This is a genomic window from Virgibacillus alimentarius (genome assembly GCF_000709085.1).
GTDB lineage: Bacteria > Bacillota > Bacilli > Bacillales > Amphibacillaceae > Virgibacillus_B > Virgibacillus_B alimentarius.
The window spans coordinates 1-23563 of sequence record NZ_JFBD01000044.1; the positions used below are offsets into that span (position 1 = coordinate 1).

Here is a 23563-nt window from a genome sequence, read left to right on the forward strand (position 1 = left end):
CCTAATGCTTACGGAAATTGCAAATATAAAATTCGATGACTACACAAACGTAATTCCGGTCTTTCTCACCATCGTTATGATGCCGCTCACATACAGTATTGCTACAGGACTTGCTTTTGGGTTTGTTACGTACACAGCATTAAAAATGTTAACAGGTAGATTTAAAGAAATACACTGGATTGTATATTTCATCAGTATAGCATTTATCATCCATTTTATTGTAGGGGGACACTAAACATAAAATACAAGGAGGGTCCTTATTGGATAAAAAGGTATTAGGAAAAAGAATTGCAGTGGCAGCTAAAAAAGTCCCAGCTGATATCGTTGTACGAAACGGCAAAATTATTGATGTTTTTAATCAAGAAATAATAGAAGCAGACCTCGCAATTGTTGATGGGGTCTTTGCGGGTATCGGTAGTTTTGAAGGAGAGCATATGATTGATGCAGAGGGGAAATTTATCGCACCGGGATTTATTGACGGACATGTTCATATTGAATCGGCGATGGTTACACCGGCAGAATTTGCGAATGTAGTGTTACCTCATGGTGTTACAACCGTTATAGCAGATCCTCATGAAATTGCGAATGTTAGTGGTACTGAGGGGATTCAATTTATGATGGATGCCTCAGCTGACATCCCACTTGATGTGTTGTTTGGCATTCCATCATGTGTTCCTGCTACTCCATTTGAAAATGCCGGAGCAATTCTTACAGCAAAAGATTTACTTCCTTTTTATGATCAAAAAAGAGTAATCAGTCTAGGAGAAGTAATGGATTATCCAGCTGTCTTAAATGGAGACGATGGCATGCTGGATAAATTAGTAGATGCAATGAATCATCATAAAATCATCGATGGTCATGCAGCTGGTATTGATCCAAATGGCATTAATGTTTATATGGCAGCAGGGATCGGCAGTGATCATGAATGTACTACTGTTCAAGAAGCAAAAGACAGACTCAAGCGAGGGATGTACGTGATGCTTCGTGAAGGGTCAGCTTCTCGGGATTTAAAAACACTGTTGCATGCTGTAAATGAAAAAAATGCTCGGCGCTGTTTATTTGTTACAGATGATAAACATCTAAATGACTTGCTTGAAGAAGGCAGTATCGATCACAATGTACGCGTGACCATCCAACATGGAATCAACCCAATTACCGCCATTCAAATGGCTACATTGAATGCAGCTGAATACTTTCATTTAAAAACGAAAGGCGCTATTGCTCCTGGATATGATGCAGACTTTTTACTTCTAGATAATCTAGAGGAAATGGATATCGATGAAACTTTTGTAAAAGGAGTATCTGTTGCTAAATGCGGTCAATGTATATCAACCTATAAAAATACAGTGAAGCCTTCTTCAAAATTAATGAATAGTGTACAGATGAAAGGGATCACAAGGGAAGATCTGCAAATAAAGCTATGCAAAGACCAAAAGGCAAATATTATATCTATTATTCCTAACAGTATTGTGACCAAACATAGAACACAGATAGTAGATGTAGAGCATGGCTGTTTTCAAGCCTCCATTCGAAACGACCTATTAAAAATGGCAGTAATCGAAAGACACGATCGGAAAGAGCGTGTAGGTCTTGGTATTTTACACGGTTTAAAAATTAAATCAGGTGCTATTGCTTCTACATTTGCACATGATTCGCATAATCTTGTTGCAGCAGGAACAAATGATGATGATCTTCTAAGCGCAGTTAATAAGATTAAGGAAATGCGCGGGGGATTAGTTGTAGTAGAAAATGGAAAAATACTTGCTTCACTATCCCTATCGATCGCAGGTCTTATTTCAGAACAGGAATTTCATACCGTTAATAAAGGATTGCATCAATTAGAAGATGCATTGGAAATAATTGGTTTTTATGGTGATTTTAATCCTTTTATCACCTTGTCCTTTATGGCTTTGCCGGTAATACCAGAAATTAAATTGACAGATCAGGGATTATTTGATGTTACATCTTTTAAACATATACCAATAAATGCAGAAGCATCCACATCTTATGCCTAAAAATGAATGGATTGATTGGGTTCTGAAGATAAACTGATTCAGGGCCCTTTTAAATGCAAAAAATTTTGACATATTCTATAAAATGGATGGAGGCCAGTGGCTCAATAAATTCCCATTTTAAAAAGAAGGCTGCGAGGGGGAGTGCCCTTCACAGCCTTTCGCATTCTATATGACGTAATAAAAAATAGAGAAGAAGTGGAAAGCGGATCCCGCTATAACAAACAAATGCCATACGGCGTGATGATACGGTAAACTTCGCCATATGAAAAAAATAGCTCCTACACTATAGAGAATCCCTCCAATCATTAATAAAGTAATTCCGTTGCTAGGCACAATCGATGTTAACGGCTCCCACACTAGTACAATGAGCCATCCCATGAACAGATAGAAAAGTGTCGACAAGAGAATGAACTTTTTTACGAAAAATATTTTAAATACAACACCGACAATTGCAATTCCCCAGATCACACCGAACAGTGTCCATCCTACATCTCCTCGTAAGTGAACAAGCAGAAAAGGAGTGTATGTTCCGGCAATAAAGAGATAAATGGAAGAATGATCAAAGATTTGAAAGATGTCTTTCCATTTTCCTTTAGGTAAACTATGAACTACAGTGGAAGCAATGTACATGAGCAGCATGGTTGTACCAAATACGATCCCGGAAATAATTTGCCAGACGTCTCCCTCAAGAGAGGCAAAAATAATTAATAAGACTAATCCTGCAATACTAAGCAGAACCCCGATCCCATGTGTAATGGCATGCGCAATTTCCTCTTGCTTTGAAAATGTATGTGTTCCCATTTAAAAACCTCATCTTTTATTTATTTTAAATCCCTAAAACGAATCACAAGAATCGCATTTTTCATGAATGTTTATGTGACTTCCTTCAATTTGCAAAGTGCAGTGCGCTATTTGGAAATTACTTGTAACCACTTTATTCGCTTCAACCAGTAAATGATCACGGTCAATGTCATCACCAACTACTAAATGGCAGCTCATTGCAGGAAACTCAGATGTAATCGACCAAACATGCAGGTCGTGAACATTTTCTACCCCGTCTAATTCGGATAAAGATTTTTTTAGTTCATCCACATCGACATGATTCGGTTTTCCTTCCATTAGTATATGGATTGCGTCTTTTGTAATACGAATTCCTGAATACAAAATTAGTACAGAGACAAGAACGCTTGCTATTGGATCTGCAATATTCCAATTGAAAAAAAAGATTAACAAACCGGCAACAATGGCTCCAATTGAACCTAATAGGTCCCCCAGTACATGAAGCAAAGCGCTTTTGATATTTAAATTGTCCTTAGAATCTCCACGCATTAACATCCATGCGACTACAATATTCACTACTAAACCAATAAAAGCAATAATCATCATACTCGCACTGACATTTGGCGGCTCGACGAATCGGTGAAAAGCTTCGTAAAAAATGTACAGGGAAATAGCAATTAAGGTGATACCATTGATAAAAGCGGCAATAATTTCAAAGCGTTTGTACCCATATGTTTTTTCTTCGGTTGCCTTTCGTTCTCCGATTTTAAAAGCAATTAAACTTAAACCTAATGCCGCAGCATCACTTAGCATATGTCCAGCGTCAGATAATAAAGCAAGACTGTTGGTTAGAAAACCTCCAATTGCTTCAATAATCATAAATATGAAGATAATCAAAAAGCTAAAAAAAAGCACACGCACATTATTAGTATGATGGTGTGAATGGTCATGATGGTTTCCCATTTTAACAACCTCCTAACTGATTGTATGTTTCGTATGTTTCATTGCTTGCTCTAATAAACTCATGACATGGTCATCATCTGGAGAATAATAATACATCGTTTTTACTCTTCGGTATTTTACAAGATGAAGTTGTTTTAAATATTTTAACTGATGAGAAATAGTTGATTGTTTCATATCTAAATGCTTAGTAATTTCACTGACCGAACATTCCTGCTCAGAGAGCAAATGTAAAATTTTTAGACGAGTCGGGTCAGATAATGCCTTGAATATTTGTGAAACATTTTCAAGTAATGCCGGATCGATTGGATTATAAGGCATGATATAACTTCCCTTAACTATATGATCATATATTCATATTATATAGCAAATAAGAATATATTCAAAAGAATAACCAAATAGTTAATGATGTTTCTTATCTCCTTATTATGGTAAAATACATTTAGGTAAATGATCACTCCTTTCTAGAAAGTGATGAACTACATGTGTTTGTGATGTTAGTATTTGAAAAGGAGCGTTTTATATGAGTATGTTACAAGATAAACAGGCAACAAATAAGCAGGTTGTAGATTTAATGATTCCTTCTGAAAAAGTTGCACATGTACAATTAAATAATCCACTAGAACATGCATTACTTGTCTTAGTAAAATCAGGGTATTCTGCTGTTCCAGTTTTGGATACATCTTATAAATTAGTTGGAACAATTGGAAAAACAGCGATTTTAAATCAGACTTTAGGGTTAGAACGATTTGAGTTTGAACAACTGTCCGATATGCGCGTCCATGAAATTATGAAACGGGATATACCTCGTTTAACCAAAGAAGATACTTATGTGCAAGCGTTAAAAACCGTCATTAATTCTCCATTTGTCTGTGTTGCAGATCAAGAGGGATATTTTGATGGAATTATAACAAGAAGAGCAATTTTAAAACAAGTAAGGAAAGAGATGTATACGTTATCATCGGAGTCTGAAACAAACGTAACGGATTAAAGTTGATAACACCCTTGCCAGATTGTAAATGACAAGGGTGTTTTTAACATTAAAAGGAGTTTACTGAATAGAGAAAAGCTGGGATAAATGATGGAAGCAGGAATAAATAGACAAAGTAAAAAAGAGTTAAAACGTCCACTCATATTGGCATCGGTCATGTTAGGGATGTTTTTATCAGCCATTGAAGCAACCATTGTAGCAACAGCAATGCCGAGCATTGTTGCTGATCTTGGCGGATTTTCTTCATATAGTTGGGTGTTTTCTGCTTATTTACTAACAAATGCTTCGACTGTTTTGATCTTTGGAAAATTATCCGATATTTTTGGGAGAAAACCAATCTTCGTGATTGGAGTGCTATTATTTTTACTAGGATCCACGTTATCAGGGTTTAGTATAACAATGGTTATGCTGATTATATCCCGTTGTATACAGGGATTTGGGGCGGGAGCACTTATGACCATTGCGACAACGATTGTTGGGGATATTTATAGTAAGGAAGAGCGAGCAAAAATACAAGGTTATTTATCGAGTGTATGGGGGATATCAGCAGTAACTGGACCGCTCCTTGGTGGTTTTTTTGTTGATGCTTTGAACTGGAGATATGTATTCTGGATGAATATACCTCTTGGCTTGCTTGCTGTACTTGGAATTATTCTCTTCTTGCATGAAGATATTGAAAAACAAAAAAAGCCGATTGATTATGCAGGTGCTGTCTGGATAATTATTGCAGTAAGCTCGCTCATGCTCATATTAGTTGAAGGAGGCGTCGGCATTGCTTGGAATTCCTCCTTCATGATTTTATTAATAGGTGTAGTTATCTTTGGAGCAATAATGTTTTTGTATCAGGAAAAACGAGCACTGGAACCGATGATGCCATTTTCGATATGGAAATACCGGATCATAAGTGTTGCTAATTTAACCTCGCTAACGACAGGAATGATCTTAATGGGGGTCTCAAGTTATTTACCAGCGTTTGTACAAGGAGTAATGGGACAAACTGCTACAGTAGCGGGTTTTACGCTCACAACAATGTCGATCGGATGGCCTGTTGCTTCGACAATTGCTGGGAGGTTATTATTAGTAATCGGTTTCCGCAATACGTCTTTGATCGGTGGTGTAGCTTTAGTTATTGGTTCTTTTTTCTTTTTTACGCTATCTCCTGATAAAGGTCCTGTTTGGGCTGGGATTGGGTCGTTTTTTGTGGGAGTTGGAATGGGCCTAACCACCACCTCCTTTATTGTTGCGATTCAAAGTACAATTGGATGGGAAGTAAGGGGTATCGCTACCGCGGCTAATATGTTTATGAGATCATTAGGAAGTGCACTCGGTGCTGCTATGTTAGGTGGCTTATTAAATGGACAAATAAAAACGTACATAGAGAATAATGGATTGGAAAAAAGCGTATCCGTGGATTCTGCTAATAGCTTGCTTGATCCAAATCTGAATACAACCTTATCTGATGATGTACGTTTAGTATTGCAAGAAGGATTGACGGCAGGGCTTCATGTCGTTTATGTCGGTCTTCTGATTCTGGCGACTATAAGTCTTATCCTCATTTTGTTTATGCCTAAACATGAATAAGAATAAGAATGAAAGTATACCGTTGCGTCTCCTTGGGGAAACTAACAAAGAATATAAAGCGCTAGAGGAGGAAAAAAGATGGCACGTATCGGAGTAGAACCAGCACTTTCAGACGTTAAAGAAGCATTAATGGAAATGGGGCATGAAGTGGTCGATTTACGTTCAGAAGATGATGTACAATACTGTGACTGCTGCATCATTTCCGGTCAAGATAAAGATGTAATGGGCATTTCTAATGTAACGATAGCTGGACCGGTCATCAATGCACAAGGCCAAAATCTAGAAGAAGTTTGCCAAGCAGTCTCAGAAAAATTAACCTAAGAAATAAAACAGCTAACTCTTAAGCGAGCTAGCTGTTTTTTCTAATCTTGTTTTTCTTGGATATATACTTGATGAGGATATGGAATAGTAATTTCGTTAGCTTCAAATGCCTCTTTCATTTGTTTTCTGAGATCTCGTTCGCATTCCCATTGTAATCCGTTCTCTGTTTGTCCAACTACACGCAAAATTGTATTATAAGTTCCGATTTCCTGGACACCGATACAATTAGGCCCATCTTTAAAACGATCATCTGTCTGGAAACTTTCGCATACATGTTCTAAAACAGATATGGCTTTGTCGATATTATCATGATAACTAATACTAATATCTACAAGTGCTCGCATGTTTCCTCGAGAATGGTTCGCAACTCCTTCGATAAAACGATTCGGTACAAAATTTAATGTACCATCAAATGCCCGTATTTTCGTAGTCCGTAAGCCAACCTCTTCGACGATACCATCAAATTCTCCCACAGTGACATAATCATCAATTTCAAGTTGTCTCTCAAGTAGGATAAAAAAGCCTGTAACAACATCACTAACGATACCCTGAGCCCCAAAACCTATCGCGAGTCCAACAATTCCAGCACCAGCAAGCAGTGGACCGATCGGGATATTTAATATAGCAAATACCATTACAATGAAAAGAAAAATTAAAATATAGGAGTATAAATTAACTAATAGCTTTTCTAATGTTTTCATGCGATTTGCAGAAACTTTTCTTGATTTACCTGTTTTTTGAATGGTTTTTTCAATTACTTTTCTCCCAATCGGTTTGAGAATAATAAAGGCTAGGATTAGAAATACTATTTTAAGTGTAATTGGGATGACAACACCTAAAATGTTACTAAGATCAAATGAAATTCCAAAAATATCCATTTTTTTTCTCCTTCCTTAAATATTTAAAAAATATGTAACCACTTCATTATTTACCCAATAGTTCACTCGTTAAAACCTGTCACCTTTTGAAAAAATGAGTATGATATTCTCAATTGTTGGACAAAATTTTAAAACAAATGGTAATATGAACATATATACTTTACAATAACGTTTGAGAACATGTCAAATGGGTATACTTTATATGTGCATGATATGACAACTTCTTGTCTTTTTTACACTAATTCTAATTTAAAATTGACTAAAATTAACAAGTCGTTTATAATAATAAACGGATGCAAAATATGACATTATTTTTGGAGGGATTTAACAATGGCAGAAAGAATGGTAGGTAAACAAGCACCACGTTTTGAAATGGATGCTGTAATGCCAGACAAAGAATTCGGAAAAGTTAATTTAGAGGAAATTATGAAAGAAGATAAATGGACAGTATTGTTCTTTTATCCAATGGACTTTACTTTTGTATGTCCAACAGAAATTACAGCAATGTCAGACAGATACGATGAATTTGAAGACTTGGATGCAGAAGTAATTGGTGTTTCCACAGATACAATTCATACACATAAAGCATGGATTAATACATCCCGTGATGATAATGGACTAGGTGATCTTAAATATCCATTAGCAGCAGATACAAATCATGCTGTTGCAAAAGATTACGGTGTACTTATTGAAGAAGAAGGTATTGCATTAAGAGGCCTGTTTATTATTGATCCTGAAGGTGAACTAAAATATCAAACAGTATTCCATACTGATATTGGCCGTGATGTGGATGAGACATTACGCGTACTACAAGCACTACAAACAGGCGGACTTTGCCCAGCAAACTGGAAGCCAGGTCAAGAAACGCTATAATTAGCGTTTCTTGAATGCAGAAGCTGACTCATGAATAAAGAATATTTCTTTTGAAATAGAAGGAAGTTCTTTGCTTAAGGAGTCAGCTTTTTCTAAGGGAACCTAGGAGGTAGGAATATGAAGTTAAGAGAACAAATGCCTGATTTGCCGGAAGCGACAACATGGTATAACAGTGATCCGATTCAAAAAAGTGAACTAATTGGGAATAAGCCAACACTGATTCATTTCTGGTCTGTAAGTTGTGGTTTATGTAAAGAGGCTATGCCGAATGTAAATGAATTCCGTGATGAGTATAAAGATAAGCTTAATGTAATTGCTGTTCATATGCCCCGCTCGGAAAAGGATTTAGATCTGGATCAAGTTCAAAGTGTGGCGAAAGAACATGACATCACACAACCTATTTACGTAGATAATCAACATGCATTAACAGACGCATTTCAAAATGAGTATGTACCAGCTTATTATGTGTTTGATGAAGAAGGGAAGTTACGTCACTTCCAAGCTGGTGGAGGCGGTATGAAAATGCTGCGCAAACGGGTCAATCGGGTTTTAGGAATTAAATAAAGAAGATAAAAATTACTTCTGCCAGTATGCAGGAGTAATTTTTTTGAACAGAAAACAACCTGCGTTTCATATTTATATAAATCTTTGATATGATACACTTAAAAAACTGAAACAGTGATGGAGGAAGAGGGATGAAACAAGATTATGCCGTTATTGGTCTAGGTAGATTTGGTGGCAGCGTTTGTCGCGAATTAAGCATGGAAGGAATGGATGTTTTAGCAATTGATATTGATGAAGAGAAGGTAAATGAATTTAAAAATATTGCTTCTTATGCTGTTATTGCTGATTCGACAGATGAGGCAACATTAAAAGAATTAGGCATTAAAAATATCGACCATGTGATTGTATCGATAGGGGACAATATTCAGGCAAGTATTCTGACTACTGTTATTTTAACCGACTTGGAGATAAAAAAAATCACAGTAAAAGCACAAAGTGATTATCATGAGAAAATTTTAAATAAAATCGGAGCAGACCAAGTGGTTCATCCTGAGCGAGATATGGGGAAACGTATTGCACATAGCGTCATATCAAATAATATACTGGATTATTTGGAACTGTCTGATGAACACAGTATTGTTGAAGTGAAAGCAGGAAAGAAAATGCAGGGGAAAACACTTGTAGACTTAGATATACGTGCTAATTATGGCTGTAATGTGGTAGCTATCAAACAAGAGAATGAAATTAATGTATCACCAAGTGCAGATGAAGTCTTAAGGGAAGATGATATTTTAATTGTCATTGGGGCAGATAAAGACATATCGAGGTTTGAAAAACATTTAGTTATGGATCATGCTTAAGTTTCCATGAAACCCGAAGAAATAGTACCAATAAAAACAGGTCTACCATCATAGGTTTTTTGCCTAATAGATGATAGACCTGTTTTATATTTTATAATAATTTTACACTTCCATGATAATCGGCAGTACCATCGGCTTACGTTTTGTTTTTTCATAAAGAAATGGTGCGATGGTATCTGTTATTTCATTTTTGATTTCGGACCACTGTGTTGTTTTTCGTTCCATCACGGTAGTTAAATGCGAGGCTACAAGTTTTTGGGCCTCATTGATCAAGTCTTCCGATTCTCTCATATAAACAAAACCTCTGGAGATGATATCAGGACCTGATGCTATTTTAAACTCTTTCATATTTATACTTACAACAATGATGACAAGACCTTCTTCAGACAATATTCGGCGGTCTCTTAGGACGATGTTTCCAATATCGCCAATACCACTTCCATCAACATAAATCGATCCAGAAGGAATCTTACCTGCAATAATCGCATTATCTTTCCCTAGAGCAAGCACATCCCCATTATCCATTATAAAGGAATGTTTTAAATTCACTCCACATACTTCTGCAAGTTTGGTATGTTGTTTTAACATACGATATTCCCCGTGAATAGGCATAAAATATTTAGGTTGGATAAGTCTGAGCATTAGTTTCTGTTCTTCCTGGCTGCCATGCCCGGACGTATGGATATTGCTTAAAGGTCCGTGAATTACTTCTGCTCCCGCACGAGATAACTTATTAATTGTGCGGCTGACACTGATGTTGTTACCAGGGATTGGTGATGATGAAAATACAACCGTGTCACCAGGGATGATTTGAACTTGTCTATGCGTCCCGTTCGCTATTCGGGATAAGGCAGCCATTGGCTCACCTTGAGAGCCAGTACACAGAATTGTTACATCCTGTGCTGGAAGACGATTAATTTGGCCAGCATCAATAAAGGTATTTTTAGGTGCTGAAATATAGCCTAACTCTTGGCCAATGGTAATATTTGATTCCATACTCCGGCCAAATACAGCAATTTTTCTGTTATGTTTTACAGAGGCCGATACAACTTGTTGAAGACGATCAATATTGGAAGCAAAAGTTGCAAAAATCAATCTTCCTTCCGTTTTGCTAAAGATATCTTGTATACTTTCACCAACAACTTGTTCAGACATTGTAAAACCTGGAACTTCACTATTTGTACTGTCAGATAGTAAGCAAAGTACGCCTTCTTTGCCTATTTCAGCCATTTTAGCTAAATTAGCTGGTTCTCCAACTGGAGTAAAATCAAATTTAAAATCACCTGTGTGTACGATATTTCCCGGAGGTGTTTTTATGACAACACCATATGAATCAGGAATACTATGGGTAATACGGAAGAAACTAACTGCTGTTTTACGGAACTTAATAACGTCTTCTTCTTGTATCGTGTTTAATTTTGCATTTCTTAATAAACCATGTTCTTCTAATTTGTTTTTGATTAATCCGATCGCGAGTTTACCAGCATAAATAGGCACATTGATCTCACGTAAGAGGTATGGGATTCCACCAATATGATCCTCGTGTCCATGTGTGACGAATAAGCCTTTAATTTTGTTTTGATTTTTGACTAGGTAGGTGTAGTCGGGAATAACGTAATCGATTCCAAGCAACTCATCTTCAGGGAATTTTATACCCGCATCAACTAGGATTATTTCATCTTGAAATTGAATACCATACGTATTTTTTCCAATTTCACCTAACCCACCTAGTGCAAAAACTGCAGTTTGATCATTTTTTACAAACTTCATCGGTTCACACGTTTTCCATTGTAAAATTTTCAGATTGTTTTTCGTAAGCTAAATGTGTTTCATTTAATAACTGGATATACTCAATATTCAAATTGCGATCATTTAATTTAACACGAACATCTCGTTCGGACTCAGCTTCTAGATATAAACTTTTTGTGCGTTCTCGTACAGGAACTTCGTTTGGAAGTTCTTGGTAAAATACTTTAAAAATCATTTTCTCTCTCCTTATATCACTTTAATAGTTATACTTATTTTTTTATTGAACTTCAGCTATTATTAATAAGCTGCTCATTATTTTATGTTGAAGACATAAACACGATTCAATCGATAACATTAATCATTCCATATAAAACACGTACACTCAGCATAAGTGGAATGTGATTGGTTCATTTACTCATGGTAGTCTTTCTTATATGTTGTTGGTACACGTTCTTTGCCTAAAAAATCCTTCCAGCGTTTTTTCAGCTTTTCCTTTAGGCGTTTTAACATGTTGAATGACATCTCCTTTCATTTTTTTCAGAAAAGCAATAAAAACGTTCTACCGATCCAATCCCTCTTACTTATAGTATAGTATGATTTGGCAAATATTGAAATGAAAATCACTTTTTTATAATATAAAGAATCTTTTTAACTGTTCATGTTGCCTACATATCACAAGTTTTATCCGTGGTTTATTATTCCTATTTTTTTACATTGAATCATTTATTATACATATATATCGCTTTTCGTCTATAATAAAGACAATGCTTAGATAAAGGGGAAGAAATAAATGCACAAAAAAATAGTCTTTTTTGATATTGATGGAACGCTCGTAGATGAGCATAAAAACATTCCATTATCTGCGAAGCAGGCTATTGAAGAATTAAAAAGAAATGATGTCTATGTTGCAATAGCTACAGGACGTGCACCATTTATGTTTGAGGAAATACGCAAAGAACTTGATATAAACTCATACGTCAGCTTTAATGGACAACATGTTGTTTTTGAGGGAGAAGTCATTTATGAAAATCCGATTGATCAGGAACCATTAGAAACATTATACGAAGCTTCCGCTTTGAATAATTTCCCGATGATATTTATATGTGATAAAGATATGCGCGCCACGACAGACAATCATCCTCATATAAAAGAAAGTCTAGCCAATTTAAAGTTAAATTATCCTCAAGTAGATTCGAATTATTATCATGGCCGTCCTATTTATCAGGCATTATTGTTTTGTGAACAGGATCAGAATGCCTTTATTGCGAAACATAATGCGCTTGACTTTATCCGCTGGCACCGGTTTTCCTATGACGTGCTTCCAGGTGGCGGATCCAAAGCTGTAGGAATCGATAAAATTATTTCTGCAAGCGGTTTAAACAAAGCGGATGCCTTTGCATTCGGTGATGGATTAAATGATATGGAGATGATTCAAGAGGTTGGCGTTGGAATTGCGATGGGAAATGCTGTTCCATCTTTAAAAAAAGTGGCTGATTACACGACAAGTACTGTCGATGAACAAGGTATCTTAAAAGGGCTCGAGTATTATAATTTAATTTAAGGCTATTTTTGTTCGCCTTTTCAAAATGATCCAGAAACAGTTACGAAGCAGGCAACTTCAGTAACTGTTTCTGCTTGTTATTGTATTGCTTTCGCATTTTCCGGAGCAAGAAATGGATTCTCTTTATTAATATAATCATAAAACATCAATCCATTTAGGTGATCAATTTCATGCTGAAATACAATAGCAGCGTAATCTCGCAGTCGTAATTTAAGATCATCTCCATTCATATCGGTTGCTCTAATGGTTACGCGCGCATTGCGTGGTACGTACCCATCGACTTGACGATCAACCGAAAGACAACCTTCTCCTCCAGCTAAATAAGCCTTCTCTACAGAATGACTAATGATTCTTGGATTAATTAATCCATAGCTGTATTGCTTCCCCTTTGGATCTTCAAAATGGACAGCAATTAAGCGTTTACTAATTCCTAACTGCGGTGCAGCTAAACCAACACCAGGTCTTAAATTATATTTTTCTGCCGTATTCTCATCTTGACTATTTTTTAAAAAAGTAAGCATATCATGTAATAAATTTATTTCCTCATCTGTTGTTGGTATATCTACGTCCTTGGCAACTTCACGCAATGACGGATGCCCTTCCCGGACGATATCTTTCATCGTTAACATGACTCATATCACTCCATATTTTATTTATATCAATTATTATTTTATCATAAAAGGAACAAAAAAATCATAGAATAGACACAAGGACAACCCTCGTTTTGTTAGAGTGAAATAATTTATTGAATAAATTTAAGATATCTTATGTTATACTAAAGGGCATGTTAATTGATTTTTTGGTAAGTTTTAACTATAAGGGGGGAAGATCACTGCGATGAATAAAAAGCTTTTGTTTTTTGTTACTATGACATTATTATTATTTATAAGTGCTTGTGGAAAGTCGACAGAAGAAAAAATATATGAACATTTAGAAGAAGCGGTAACCTTGGAGGAAGAGTTTGAAAAAGTACAAACTGAAATTACCGAACTGGAAAAAAAGGAGAGGGAATTATACAGCACGATCATAGAGCTTGGTCCGGATGAGTTAGATAAGATTAAAGAAACGTCAAAACAAGCGATAGAAACCATCGAAAAGCGGTCTAATAAAATGGAATCTGAACAGGAAAGCATTCATGCATCACAGGATGAATTTGAGAAAATTGATAAATTAATCGAAAAATTAGAAGATGAAAAAACAAAAAATAAAGCGCGTGAAATGTATGAAGTTATGATGGACCGTTATAAGCATTATGATCAATTACATAAGGAATACATAAAATCATTAAAACTGGAAAAAGAACTTTATCAAATGCTTCAAAAAGAAGAATTAGAACAAGAAGACTTAACAGCGCATATTGAAAAAATTAATAAAAAATATGAAAAAGTATTGGATAAAAACGAAGAATTTAACGAAGCGACAGCTAACTATAATAAGTTAAAAAAGGAATTTTATGATCAGACTGACTTAAGTGTAAAGTATGATGATACTTCAAGTAAGAATGTAAACGGTAACGCAGAAGAAACTAAGGAAAAAAATAATCAATCTTCAATTAATGGAAAGGCTAGGTGTATAACCTAGTCTTTTTTATTATACAACAACACAACCTGTTACAAGGTAAAATGGTACAGGTGATATAACAGATCGGCTATTTATTCGCGCTCGAACAAAAGCCTTCATGAAAATTTATATAATAAAACAAAAGGATTGACCAATTGAATCTATTTGGGCTACAATCTGAGTAGATTAAAAATTGTACCAGTGAAATTTGCGATATCAATGTAACAGATTATAATAGATGATTATATACAAATAAAAAAGGGTATTAGATTTATGCAAAAAAGGTACAGATTTTTTTCGATTACTGGGAAGGATAAAAAAGGATACTATTATTAAGGTAAATAGAAAGGAAGAGGTGAACTATTTTGAAACACGTTCTTGATAGTGTTGAAAGTAAGTTCGAAATGTTCCAGATTCTTGATGAAAATGGAAAAATTGTCAATAAAGATGATATGCCTGATCTGTCAGATGATGAGTTAAAAGAGCTTATGCGCAGAATGGTTTATACACGTGTATTAGATCAAAGATCTATTGCATTAAATCGTCAAGGAAGATTAGGCTTTTACGCTCCAACTGCTGGACAGGAAGCTTCTCAATTAGGAAGCCACTTTGCACTGGAGAAAGAAGATTTTATTTTACCAGGTTATCGGGATGTGCCACAGCTCATTTGGCATGGTCTTCCGTTGTATCAAGCATTCCTGTTTTCTAGAGGCCATTTCCACGGAAATCAAATGCCAGAAGGTGTGAATGCTCTAAGCCCGCAAATTATTATTGGAGCACAATATGTACAAACTGCTGGAGTAGCATTAGGAAAAAAACTACGAGGAAATAAATCTGTAGCAGTAACTTATACAGGTGATGGAGGAACTTCGCAAGGTGACTTTTACGAAGGGATAAACTTTGCGGGGGCATACGGTGCACCGGCAATTTTCTTTGTTCAAAATAACCATTTTGCAATCTCTGTTCCAGTTGAAAAACAAACAGCTGCGAAAACGCTAGCACAAAAGGCAATTGCAGCAGGTATTGAAGGTATTCAGGTAGATGGTATGGACGTACTTGCAATGTATGCAGTGACGAAACATGCTAGAGAGCGTGCTATTAATGGGGAAGGGCCAATGTTAATTGAAGCTTTAACGTATCGTTATGGACCACACACAATGGCTGGAGATGATCCAACGCGTTATCGTACAGAAGACCTTAATAATGAGTGGGAGAAAAAGGATCCGATTGTACGTTTTAGAACTTTCTTAGAAAGTAAAAAGCTTTGGTCTGAAGAGGAAGAGAATAAAGTGATTGAACAAGCAAAAGAGGATATTAAGGCAGCTATTAAAGAAACGGATAAGTATCCAAAACAAAAGGTAACAGACCTTATTTCTAATATGTATGAAGAACTTCCACAAAACCTTAAAGAACAAATGGAAGAATATAAAGAGAAGGAGTCGAAATAACAATGGCTCAAATGACCATGATCCAAGCAATTACAGATGCACTACGTACGGAATTGAAAAATGATGAAAATGTACTTGTCTTTGGCGAGGATGTAGGACAAAACGGCGGTGTGTTCCGTGCTACAGAAGGGTTACAAGATGAGTTTGGGGAAGATCGTGTTTTTGATACACCACTAGCTGAATCAGCTATTGGCGGACTTTCTATTGGACTTGCATTAGAAGGCTTCCGACCTGTGCCTGAAATACAGTTCTTTGGATTCGTATATGAAGTGATGGACTCGATCAACGGACAAATGGCTCGTACACGCTACCGATCAGGTAATACAAAGCAACAGCCAATTACAATTCGTTCTCCTTTTGGAGGCGGTGTAAATACACCTGAGCTTCATGCTGATTCGCTAGAAGGGTTAGTTGCACAACAACCAGGATTAAAAGTTGTCATCCCGTCTACACCATATGACGCAAAAGGATTACTGCTTGCATCGATTCGTGACAACGACCCAGTAGTGTTTTTAGAGCATATGAAACTTTATCGTTCTTTCCGCGGTGAAGTACCTGAAGAAGAATACACCGTTGATCTTAGCAAAGCAGATGTTAAACGCGAAGGTAAAGATGTTACATTAATTGCATATGGTGCAATGGTTCATGCATGCCTAAAAGCAGCTGATGAACTTGAGAAAAACAACATTAATGCAGAGGTAATTGATCTTAGGACTGTTTCACCAATCGATGTCGATACGATTATTAAGTCTGTTGAAAAGACAAATCGTGTTGTTGTTGTACAAGAAGCACAACGTCAAGCAGGTGTAGCAGCAAATATCGTAACCGAAATTCAAGAACGAGCAATTTTACATTTAGAAGCTCCAGTATTGCGTGTAACAGCTCCAGATACCGTGTATCCTTTCTCAGAAGCGGAAGATATATGGCTGCCAGATCATAAGGACATTATGGAAAAAGTGGATCAAGTTATAAATTTCTAATATTGGACGGGAGGTAGTATTAATGGCGTATGAATTTAAATTACCAGATATTGGTGAGGGAATTCATGAAGGCGAAATTGTGAAATGGTTTTTAAAAGAAGGCGACGAAGTCAAAGAGGACGACTCTTTATGTGAAGTACAAAATGACAAAGCTGTCGTAGAGATTCCTTCACCTGTAGAAGGTACGGTGAAAAAGCTTCATGTTGAGGAAGGAGAAGTTGCTGTTGTAGGCGATACGCTGATTACATTTGATGCAGAAGGCTATGAATCCGATAGTAGCGATGAAGAAGAAGCTGTTGAAAATGAAGCACCAGTAAACGAGGAACCAAAGCAAGAAAAAACGGAACAAAAAGAAACAGAGGATACAGATACGGGTTCTGATAAACGAGTAATTGCAATGCCGTCTGTTCGAAAATACGCTCGTGACAATGATGTGAATATTCAAGCCGTTAATGGAACGGGCAAAAATGGACGCATCTTAAAAGAGGACATTGACAGCTACTTAAGCGGGGATCAACCAGCCGAGGATGCAGTGGATGCAACTGAAGAGAAACCAGAAGAAACTACAAAAGAAGCTGCAGTTCCGATGGGTGAATATGCGGAAACTCGAGAAAAAATGAGTGGTATCCGCAAAGCGATTGCTAAAGCAATGGTTAACTCGAAAACTAAAGCTCCACATGTAACATTAATGGATGAAGTCGATGTTACTGAACTTGTTGCACATCGCAAGAAATTTAAAGAAATTGCAGCGGAGCAAGAAATTAAATTAACATATTTACCGTATGTTGTAAAGGCGCTCATTTCTGCATCGAAAAAACACCCAATATTAAATGCTGCTGTTGCTGATGAGACAAATGAAATCATCCATAAGCATTATTATAATATTGGTATTGCTGCAGATACAGATAAAGGTCTACTGGTACCAGTTGTTAAAGACGCTGATCGTAAATCTATTTTTGCAATTTCCAAAGAGATTAATGAATTGGCAGAAAAAGCTCGTAGTGGTACACTAACATCAGGAGAGATGAAGGGCGCATCAAATACGATTACAAACATTGGTTCTGCAGGAGGACAATGGTTTACACCAGTACTTAATTATCCGGAAGCAGTCATTCTTGGCATTGGCCGTATTGCCGAAAAGCCAGTCGTACGCGATGGTGAAATTGTCATAGCTCCAGTACTTGCATTATCACTTAGTTTTGATCATCGTATTGTAGATGGTGCTACAGCACAATTAGCTCTAAATCAAATCAAGCGATTACTAAATGATCCGCAATTAATTATGATGGAGGCGTAAGTTATGGTAGTAGGGGATTTCCCAATTGAAGTAGACACATTAGTTGTTGGTGCAGGTCCAGGTGGATATGTAGCCGCTATTCGGGCTGCACAATTAGGGCAAAAAGTAACAATTGTTGATAAAGGTCCATTAGGTGGTGTTTGTTTAAACGTTGGTTGCATCCCATCTAAGGCTTTAATTGAAGTTGGACACAAAGCAGAAGCGGCTAACGGACACGACGAACTTGGAATAACTGCAGAGAATGTATCTATCGATTTTTCTAAAGCACAAGAGTGGAAAGGAAAAGTTGTCGACAAACTTACTTCAGGTGTAGAAGGGCTTCTAAAAGGAAATAAAGTAGATATTTTAAATGGCGAAGTATACTTTGTTGATCAGCATACAGCAAAAGTAATGGATGAGAAGCAATCTCAAACGTACAAATTTAACAACTGCATTATAGCAACCGGATCTTCACCGGTTGAAATTCCTAGTTTCAAATTTTCCGATCGTGTGCTTGACTCAACAGGTGCGCTTAACTTAAAAGAAATTCCGAAAAAACTTGTTGTTATTGGCGCAGGGTATGTCGGTACGGAACTTGGAACTGCCTATGCAAACCTTGGTTCGGAAGTTACATTTATCGAAGGTGCGAAAGATATTCTTGGCGGCTTCGAAAAACAAATGACCCAATTAGTTAAGAAAGGCTTAAAGAAAAAAGGTGCCACTGTTGTTACAGGAGCAACTGCCAAAGGCGTTGAAGAAACAAAAGACGGCGTGAAAGTAACTTATGAGGCCAAAGATAAAGAAGAAACGGTGGAAGCTGACTATGTCCTAGTTACAGTAGGACGCAAGCCGAATACAGAAGAGCTTGGACTAGAACAGGCAGGTATTGAAGTAGATGAAAAAGGACTTATTAAAGTAGATAAGCAGTGCCGTACCAACGCTGATAATATTTATGCAATTGGAGACATCGTTCCTGGCTTGCCGCTTGCACACAAAGCTTCTTATGAAGGCAAAGTAGCAGCAGAAGCGATTAGCGCACATAAATCAGAGGTTGATTACCTTGCAATTCCGTCCGTTGCATTTACTGATCCAGAACTTGCATCTGTCGGTTATACCGAAAAAGAAGCAAAAGAAGCTGGGTATGATGTGAAGTCTTCTAAGTTTCCATTTGCAGCAAATGGACGTGCACTATCCTTAAATAGTACGGATGGTTTCTTGAAATTAATTACACGCAAAGAAGATGGTTTAGTAATTGGCGGACAAGTTGCTGGGCCAAATGCGAGTGATATGATTGCAGAAATCGGGTTAGCAATCGAAGCAGGCATGACTGCTGAAGACATTGCACTTACAATCCATGCACATCCAACACTAGGTGAAATTACAATGGAAGCAGCAGAAGTTGCTTTAGGAACTCCAGTTCATATGATGTAAAAACACTAAAAAAAGTGCCGGGACAAAACCCCAGCAAATGTAAAAAAGGTCAGATAGTTCATCTTTCGATGGACTGCCTGACCATTTTTTATGAATGAGATAATCTCGATATGGATGGTATCTTCGTTGCCTTCGACTACAGGTGGCTGCTTTCTGCGGGCATGGCTTCATCCACCTTTTGTTCCAGTTAACTTCATAGAGGGCCAACCTGTTTATATATAACGATTAGAATTTTATCGATTCAGAAAATGCCTTTCGTTAGCTAATAATAGTAAACAAAAAGGACGAGGACACCACCTGATAAAATTAAAGTACCACACAATAACTATTGGAAGTGTCCTTAAGGGGCAAAGATAGGTGAAAATAAACTTTGTATGCGCGATGGTAAACTTGAGAATGTACACCGTCCGGAATGCAAATCTAATTATAGATAATGGAAATAATCCAAATCAAAAAGATTCCAATCATCGGTTTTGATGATTGGAACCTTTTTTAAGATCCTATGGCTCGTTTTGTCCTAGCCTTTTTGATTGGGATAAAATGATTTTAAGAAAAACAAGATTAGACAATATTGTCTAATCTTGTTTTGCACGTTTACGTTTTACATTAATATGCTTTGCTTCTTCTCTGAACGCTTTTATTAAAGAAAATACAATAAGAATCATAATGATTGTAAATGGAAATGCTGCGATAATCGATGCTGTCTGTAAAGCATTGAGTCCGCCTTGCCAGAGCAGGACTGCTGCAGCACCAGACTGAATAAGACCCCAAGCAAATTTCACGCTATTTGCAGGATATAAGCTTCCGCCCGTTGTTTGCATTCCTAGTACAAATGTTGCAGAGTCAGCAGAAGTAATAAAGAATGTACTAATAAGCAAAATGGCGATGATGGCAATAAAAGTCCCAAAAGGAATATGTTCTAATACAGCAAATAATGCTACTTCTTCTCCAATTGCATCAACATGTTGCATAATGTCTACGCCTTGGAAAAACTCTAAATTGATCGCAGATCCGCCAAATACAGAAAACCATAAAGTTCCAAAGATTGTTGGGACTAATAAAACACCTAGTACGAATTCTTTAACTGTACGCCCTCGGGAAACACGAGCAATAAATGTTCCAACAAAAGGTGACCAAGCAAGCCACCAAGCCCAGTAGAAAATCGTCCAGTCTTTTATCCAAGTTGAATTTTCTGGATCAAAAGGGGTCATTCTTAAACTCATACTTGGCAAATTCTGAACATAGCTACCGAATGTTGTTGTAAATAAATTCAGTATAAATTTGGTTGGACCTAAAAACAAAAGGAGCAACATCAATGCGATAGCAAGTACAATGTTTGTATTACTCAAGTATTTAATCCCTTTGTTTAAACCAGTCATAGCTGATAATAAATATAAGACGGTTACAATAAGGATAATAGACAGTTGAAGCGCAAACGTTTGATTTATGCCAAACACAAAAGATAAACCGCCACTAATCTGAATCGCACCAAATCCCAATGAGGTTGCTACACCAAAAACAGTCGCAAAAACAACGATCGTGTTAATGAGCGTCCCCCATTTTCCTTTTATTTTCTCTCCAAAAAGCGGCTGTAAGATATCGCTGACAAGACCGGAGGATTGTTTGCGGAATTTAAAAAATGCAAGAGCTAAAGCTAATGTAGCATAGATTGCCCAAGGGTGAACTCCCCAGTGGAAAAAACTATATTGCATAGCTGCTTTCGCTGCTTCATTTGTTTCTGCATCCCCATATGGTGGTGTGTGAAAGTGTGATAATGGTTCACCTGCGCCCCAGAACACAAGGCCAATTCCCATACCAGCACTAAATAGCATAGCAAACCATGTAAGGTAGGAGTATTCTGGTTCGTCATTTGGCTTGCCAAGTTTTATATTGCCATATTTAGAGAAAATTAAATAAATGGCAAATATTAAAAAACCAGTTGCACTTATTAAATAAAACCATCCGAATTTATCGACTAAAAACGTTTGAACAACAGTAGTAACATTGTCTAAATTTGCTTGAGGTAAGATCGAATCTGGAATTATTCCCCAAATAATAAATAAAATAGATATTATTGCGGATATATAAAAAACCCGAGTGACCTTTTTCATATTCATTATCCAATCCTTTCTCTAGAAATTAGTATAAACATAAGCGACATATTTATGTACATTTATGTATTTAAACATATCCTCTTTCTATATTCAAATAATCTTGTTTAAAATTATCGGATTATGCCGCTGAACTGATTCTTATATACCCATTAAGTCCTTAATCTAAACAACTTTCTAAAATTTAAACAATTTGCCAGGTATTGTCAACTTCTGTACCATTTTAATATAATAGATTAATAGATTAAAAGGGGGACTGTGTGTTGAAGCGAATTTTGGTTTTATTCGGTATGATATTGATGATTTCTTTAGCTGCCTGTAGTGGCAGTGAAGAAACACTTAAAAAAGACAATGAAACGAATGCATCTAGTCATCAAACAGAACATCAAGAAAAAAAGGTTAGTCCATCTAAAAATAAAGAAAATGATGATCAGAATAAACAAGATAACGATGAAGAAATGGATGAGGAGAAACAAAAGTTTGCAGAGAAAAAATACAAAGTTGATACAAATTCATGGTCTATTGTGCCTCTAGAAGATCAAATAGAGGAAAAAGTAGCTTTGCTGACCATTGATGATGCTCCTGATAACCATGCTGTAGAGATGGCTAAAACGCTCAAAGAATTAGATGTGAATGCTATTTTTTTTGTTAATGGTCATTTTTTAGAAACAGATGAGGACAAGGGAAAGTTAAAGGAAATTTATGATATGGGATTTTTAATAGGTAATCATACATACAGTCATGCATTTTTACCGGATTTGTCAGAACAAGAACAAAAAGAAGAAATCGTGAAAGTAAGTGATATGGTTGAAGAAATTACTGGTGAACGTCCAAAATTCTTCCGTGCTCCAAATGGAGCGAATACAGATTACTCCAAACAGGTTGCTGATAAAGAAGGTATGATTTTGATGAATTGGACATATGGTTTTGACTGGGAACCAGAATATCAGACGAAAGAAGCAATTACAGATATTATGGTTAATACGGAATATCTTAATGATGGAGCTAATTTACTAATGCATGACCGAAAGTGGACCGCTGCGGGTTTGCATGATATCGTTAGAGGTTTAGAAGAAAAAGGATATGAGATCGTTGATCCAAATTCAATACAGACAAAAGAGTAACGAGGTTGGGACAAAACCCTTCTTTATTTTACTTTTCCGTGCGATTTATACTTATTTAGTAATCCCGCTGACTTGCACCGCAGGCGGATGCTTTCCGCGGGCACGGCCTCAGCCTCCTCGGAAGAAAACCACTTCACGTGGGGTCTTGAGCCCCGTGCTGTTCCCGCTGGAGTCAGCCACCTTTCGTTCCAGTCAACTAGATATGAAAAGGGCTTTAATATACTTGTTTTAGTAAACAAAAAGGACACCTTCTGATAAAATTAAAGCCACTACACAACAATTTATCAGGGGTGTCGCTTATGCTTAATTCTTATACCATGAATCAGGTTGTTTTGCCGCTGGATTTAGAAATTAAATTACAAGAAGATGATATTGCCTTTGCCGTGAATGATGTCGTGGAAAGTATTCCGGACGAACTTTCGACTGAAGAGCTAACTGAAGTAGTTGAATAGCTGAATGATACAGTGGCCGGCTATGACAAGCAAATGGAAGCAAGTGAAAATGGAAGTGAACGTAAGCAGCTTCGAGCGTAAAGAACTGAAACAATATCGCAAACGATT

At 36.7% G+C, this 23563-nt stretch carries 23 protein-coding genes and 1 pseudogene; 16 read left to right on the forward strand and 8 right to left on the reverse strand.

Going from position 1 to position 23563, the window contains the following annotated elements; all coding sequences use genetic code 11:
- A pseudogene (locus GZ63_RS18095) lies at nt 1–235 on the forward strand (NCS2 family permease); the annotation flags it as partial.
- A 25-nt stretch (nt 236–260) separates the two neighbouring features.
- Entirely contained in the window at nt 261–2015 is a 1755-nt protein-coding gene (gene ade, locus GZ63_RS0107565; RefSeq protein WP_029268316.1) for an adenine deaminase, read from the forward strand.
- Nucleotides 2016–2180: 165 nt separating this feature from the next.
- On the opposite strand, the gene trhA is transcribed toward ade, so the two are convergent.
- The 3 genes from trhA to GZ63_RS0107580 are packed head-to-tail and all read right to left on the reverse strand — an operon-like array spanning nt 2181 to nt 4076.
- Nucleotides 2181–2816 carry a PAQR family membrane homeostasis protein TrhA gene (trhA, locus tag GZ63_RS0107570; protein ID WP_029268317.1) on the reverse strand — a complete coding sequence of 212 codons (636 nt, stop codon included), beginning with the start codon at nt 2814–2816 and terminating at the stop codon, nt 2181–2183.
- Between the two features lie 33 nt (nt 2817–2849).
- Nucleotides 2850–3758: a cation diffusion facilitator family transporter gene (locus GZ63_RS0107575; RefSeq protein ID WP_029268318.1), complete on the reverse strand. Its 909-nt coding sequence runs from the start codon at nt 3756–3758 to the stop codon at nt 2850–2852.
- Nucleotides 3759–3770: 12 nt separating this feature from the next.
- Entirely contained in the window at nt 3771–4076 is a 306-nt protein-coding gene (locus tag GZ63_RS0107580; protein ID WP_029268319.1) for an ArsR/SmtB family transcription factor, read from the reverse strand.
- Between the two features lie 202 nt (nt 4077–4278).
- Between GZ63_RS0107580 and cbpB the strand changes: the two genes are divergently transcribed.
- From cbpB to GZ63_RS0107595, 3 genes are all read left to right on the forward strand, one after another.
- A complete protein-coding gene (gene cbpB, locus GZ63_RS0107585; RefSeq protein ID WP_029268320.1) occupies nt 4279–4746 on the forward strand; it encodes a cyclic-di-AMP-binding protein CbpB in 468 nt (155 codons plus the stop codon).
- A 90-nt stretch (nt 4747–4836) separates the two neighbouring features.
- Nucleotides 4837–6327, forward strand: coding sequence for an MDR family MFS transporter (locus GZ63_RS0107590; RefSeq protein ID WP_038221053.1), 1491 nt, complete (start codon nt 4837–4839; stop codon nt 6325–6327).
- A gap of 78 nt (nt 6328–6405) precedes the next feature.
- Nucleotides 6406–6648 carry a YkuS family protein gene (locus GZ63_RS0107595; RefSeq protein ID WP_029268322.1) on the forward strand — a complete coding sequence of 81 codons (243 nt, stop codon included), beginning with the start codon at nt 6406–6408 and terminating at the stop codon, nt 6646–6648.
- Nucleotides 6649–6689: 41 nt separating this feature from the next.
- Here GZ63_RS0107595 and GZ63_RS0107600 read toward each other — a convergent pair whose 3' ends face one another.
- Nucleotides 6690–7526 carry a mechanosensitive ion channel family protein gene (locus GZ63_RS0107600; RefSeq protein WP_029268323.1) on the reverse strand — a complete coding sequence of 279 codons (837 nt, stop codon included), beginning with the start codon at nt 7524–7526 and terminating at the stop codon, nt 6690–6692.
- A 330-nt stretch (nt 7527–7856) separates the two neighbouring features.
- Here GZ63_RS0107600 and GZ63_RS0107605 point away from each other — a divergent pair, with 330 nt between their 5' ends.
- From GZ63_RS0107605 to GZ63_RS0107615, 3 genes are all read left to right on the forward strand, one after another.
- Complete coding sequence (locus GZ63_RS0107605) at nt 7857–8399, forward strand: peroxiredoxin (protein WP_029268324.1); 543 nt, start codon at nt 7857–7859, stop codon at nt 8397–8399.
- A gap of 117 nt (nt 8400–8516) precedes the next feature.
- Nucleotides 8517–8963 carry a TlpA family protein disulfide reductase gene (locus GZ63_RS0107610; RefSeq protein WP_029268325.1) on the forward strand — a complete coding sequence of 149 codons (447 nt, stop codon included), beginning with the start codon at nt 8517–8519 and terminating at the stop codon, nt 8961–8963.
- Nucleotides 8964–9094: 131 nt separating this feature from the next.
- Nucleotides 9095–9763, forward strand: coding sequence for a potassium channel family protein (locus tag GZ63_RS0107615; RefSeq protein WP_029268326.1), 669 nt, complete (start codon nt 9095–9097; stop codon nt 9761–9763).
- A gap of 102 nt (nt 9764–9865) precedes the next feature.
- On the opposite strand, the gene rnjA is transcribed toward GZ63_RS0107615, so the two are convergent.
- Both rnjA and GZ63_RS0107625 read right to left on the reverse strand, forming a co-directional pair.
- Nucleotides 9866–11533 (reverse strand): ribonuclease J1, encoded by a 1668-nt coding sequence (gene rnjA / locus GZ63_RS0107620; protein WP_029268327.1) that lies wholly within the window; start codon nt 11531–11533, stop codon nt 9866–9868.
- A 4-nt stretch (nt 11534–11537) separates the two neighbouring features.
- The gene (locus GZ63_RS0107625; RefSeq protein WP_029268328.1) at nt 11538–11747 is read right to left on the reverse strand and encodes a DNA-dependent RNA polymerase subunit epsilon; all 210 of its coding nucleotides are present in this window, start codon (nt 11745–11747) and stop codon (nt 11538–11540) included.
- A 555-nt stretch (nt 11748–12302) separates the two neighbouring features.
- On the opposite strand from GZ63_RS0107625, the gene GZ63_RS0107635 reads away from it, so the two are divergent.
- Entirely contained in the window at nt 12303–13073 is a 771-nt protein-coding gene (locus GZ63_RS0107635; protein WP_029268329.1) for a Cof-type HAD-IIB family hydrolase, read from the forward strand.
- A gap of 77 nt (nt 13074–13150) precedes the next feature.
- Here GZ63_RS0107635 and def read toward each other — a convergent pair whose 3' ends face one another.
- A complete protein-coding gene (def, locus tag GZ63_RS0107640; protein WP_029268330.1) occupies nt 13151–13702 on the reverse strand; it encodes a peptide deformylase in 552 nt (183 codons plus the stop codon).
- Nucleotides 13703–13910: 208 nt separating this feature from the next.
- On the opposite strand from def, the gene GZ63_RS0107645 reads away from it, so the two are divergent.
- The 5 genes from GZ63_RS0107645 (at nt 13911) to lpdA (ending at nt 19768) form a co-directional block, all read left to right on the forward strand.
- Complete coding sequence (locus GZ63_RS0107645) at nt 13911–14654, forward strand: YkyA family protein (RefSeq protein WP_084179090.1); 744 nt, start codon at nt 13911–13913, stop codon at nt 14652–14654.
- A gap of 383 nt (nt 14655–15037) precedes the next feature.
- Nucleotides 15038–16081: a pyruvate dehydrogenase (acetyl-transferring) E1 component subunit alpha gene (gene pdhA / locus GZ63_RS0107650; RefSeq protein WP_226374335.1), complete on the forward strand. Its 1044-nt coding sequence runs from the start codon at nt 15038–15040 to the stop codon at nt 16079–16081.
- A gap of 2 nt (nt 16082–16083) precedes the next feature.
- Nucleotides 16084–17061 (forward strand): alpha-ketoacid dehydrogenase subunit beta, encoded by a 978-nt coding sequence (locus GZ63_RS0107655; RefSeq protein ID WP_029268333.1) that lies wholly within the window; start codon nt 16084–16086, stop codon nt 17059–17061.
- Between the two features lie 22 nt (nt 17062–17083).
- Nucleotides 17084–18358, forward strand: a complete 1275-nt coding sequence (locus GZ63_RS0107660) for a dihydrolipoamide acetyltransferase family protein (protein ID WP_029268334.1) — start codon at nt 17084–17086, stop codon at nt 18356–18358.
- A 3-nt stretch (nt 18359–18361) separates the two neighbouring features.
- Nucleotides 18362–19768, forward strand: a complete 1407-nt coding sequence (gene lpdA / locus GZ63_RS0107665) for a dihydrolipoyl dehydrogenase (protein WP_029268335.1) — start codon at nt 18362–18364, stop codon at nt 19766–19768.
- 575 nt (nt 19769–20343) lie between these two features.
- On the opposite strand, the gene GZ63_RS0107670 is transcribed toward lpdA, so the two are convergent.
- Nucleotides 20344–21879: a glycine betaine uptake BCCT transporter gene (locus GZ63_RS0107670; RefSeq protein WP_029268336.1), complete on the reverse strand. Its 1536-nt coding sequence runs from the start codon at nt 21877–21879 to the stop codon at nt 20344–20346.
- 260 nt (nt 21880–22139) lie between these two features.
- On the opposite strand from GZ63_RS0107670, the gene GZ63_RS0107675 reads away from it, so the two are divergent.
- A complete protein-coding gene (locus GZ63_RS0107675; protein ID WP_318842364.1) occupies nt 22140–23003 on the forward strand; it encodes a polysaccharide deacetylase family protein in 864 nt (287 codons plus the stop codon).
- Between the two features lie 299 nt (nt 23004–23302).
- Nucleotides 23303–23455 carry a hypothetical protein gene (locus GZ63_RS17860; protein WP_156947699.1) on the forward strand — a complete coding sequence of 51 codons (153 nt, stop codon included), beginning with the start codon at nt 23303–23305 and terminating at the stop codon, nt 23453–23455.
- Nucleotides 23456–23563 lie beyond the last annotated feature (108 nt).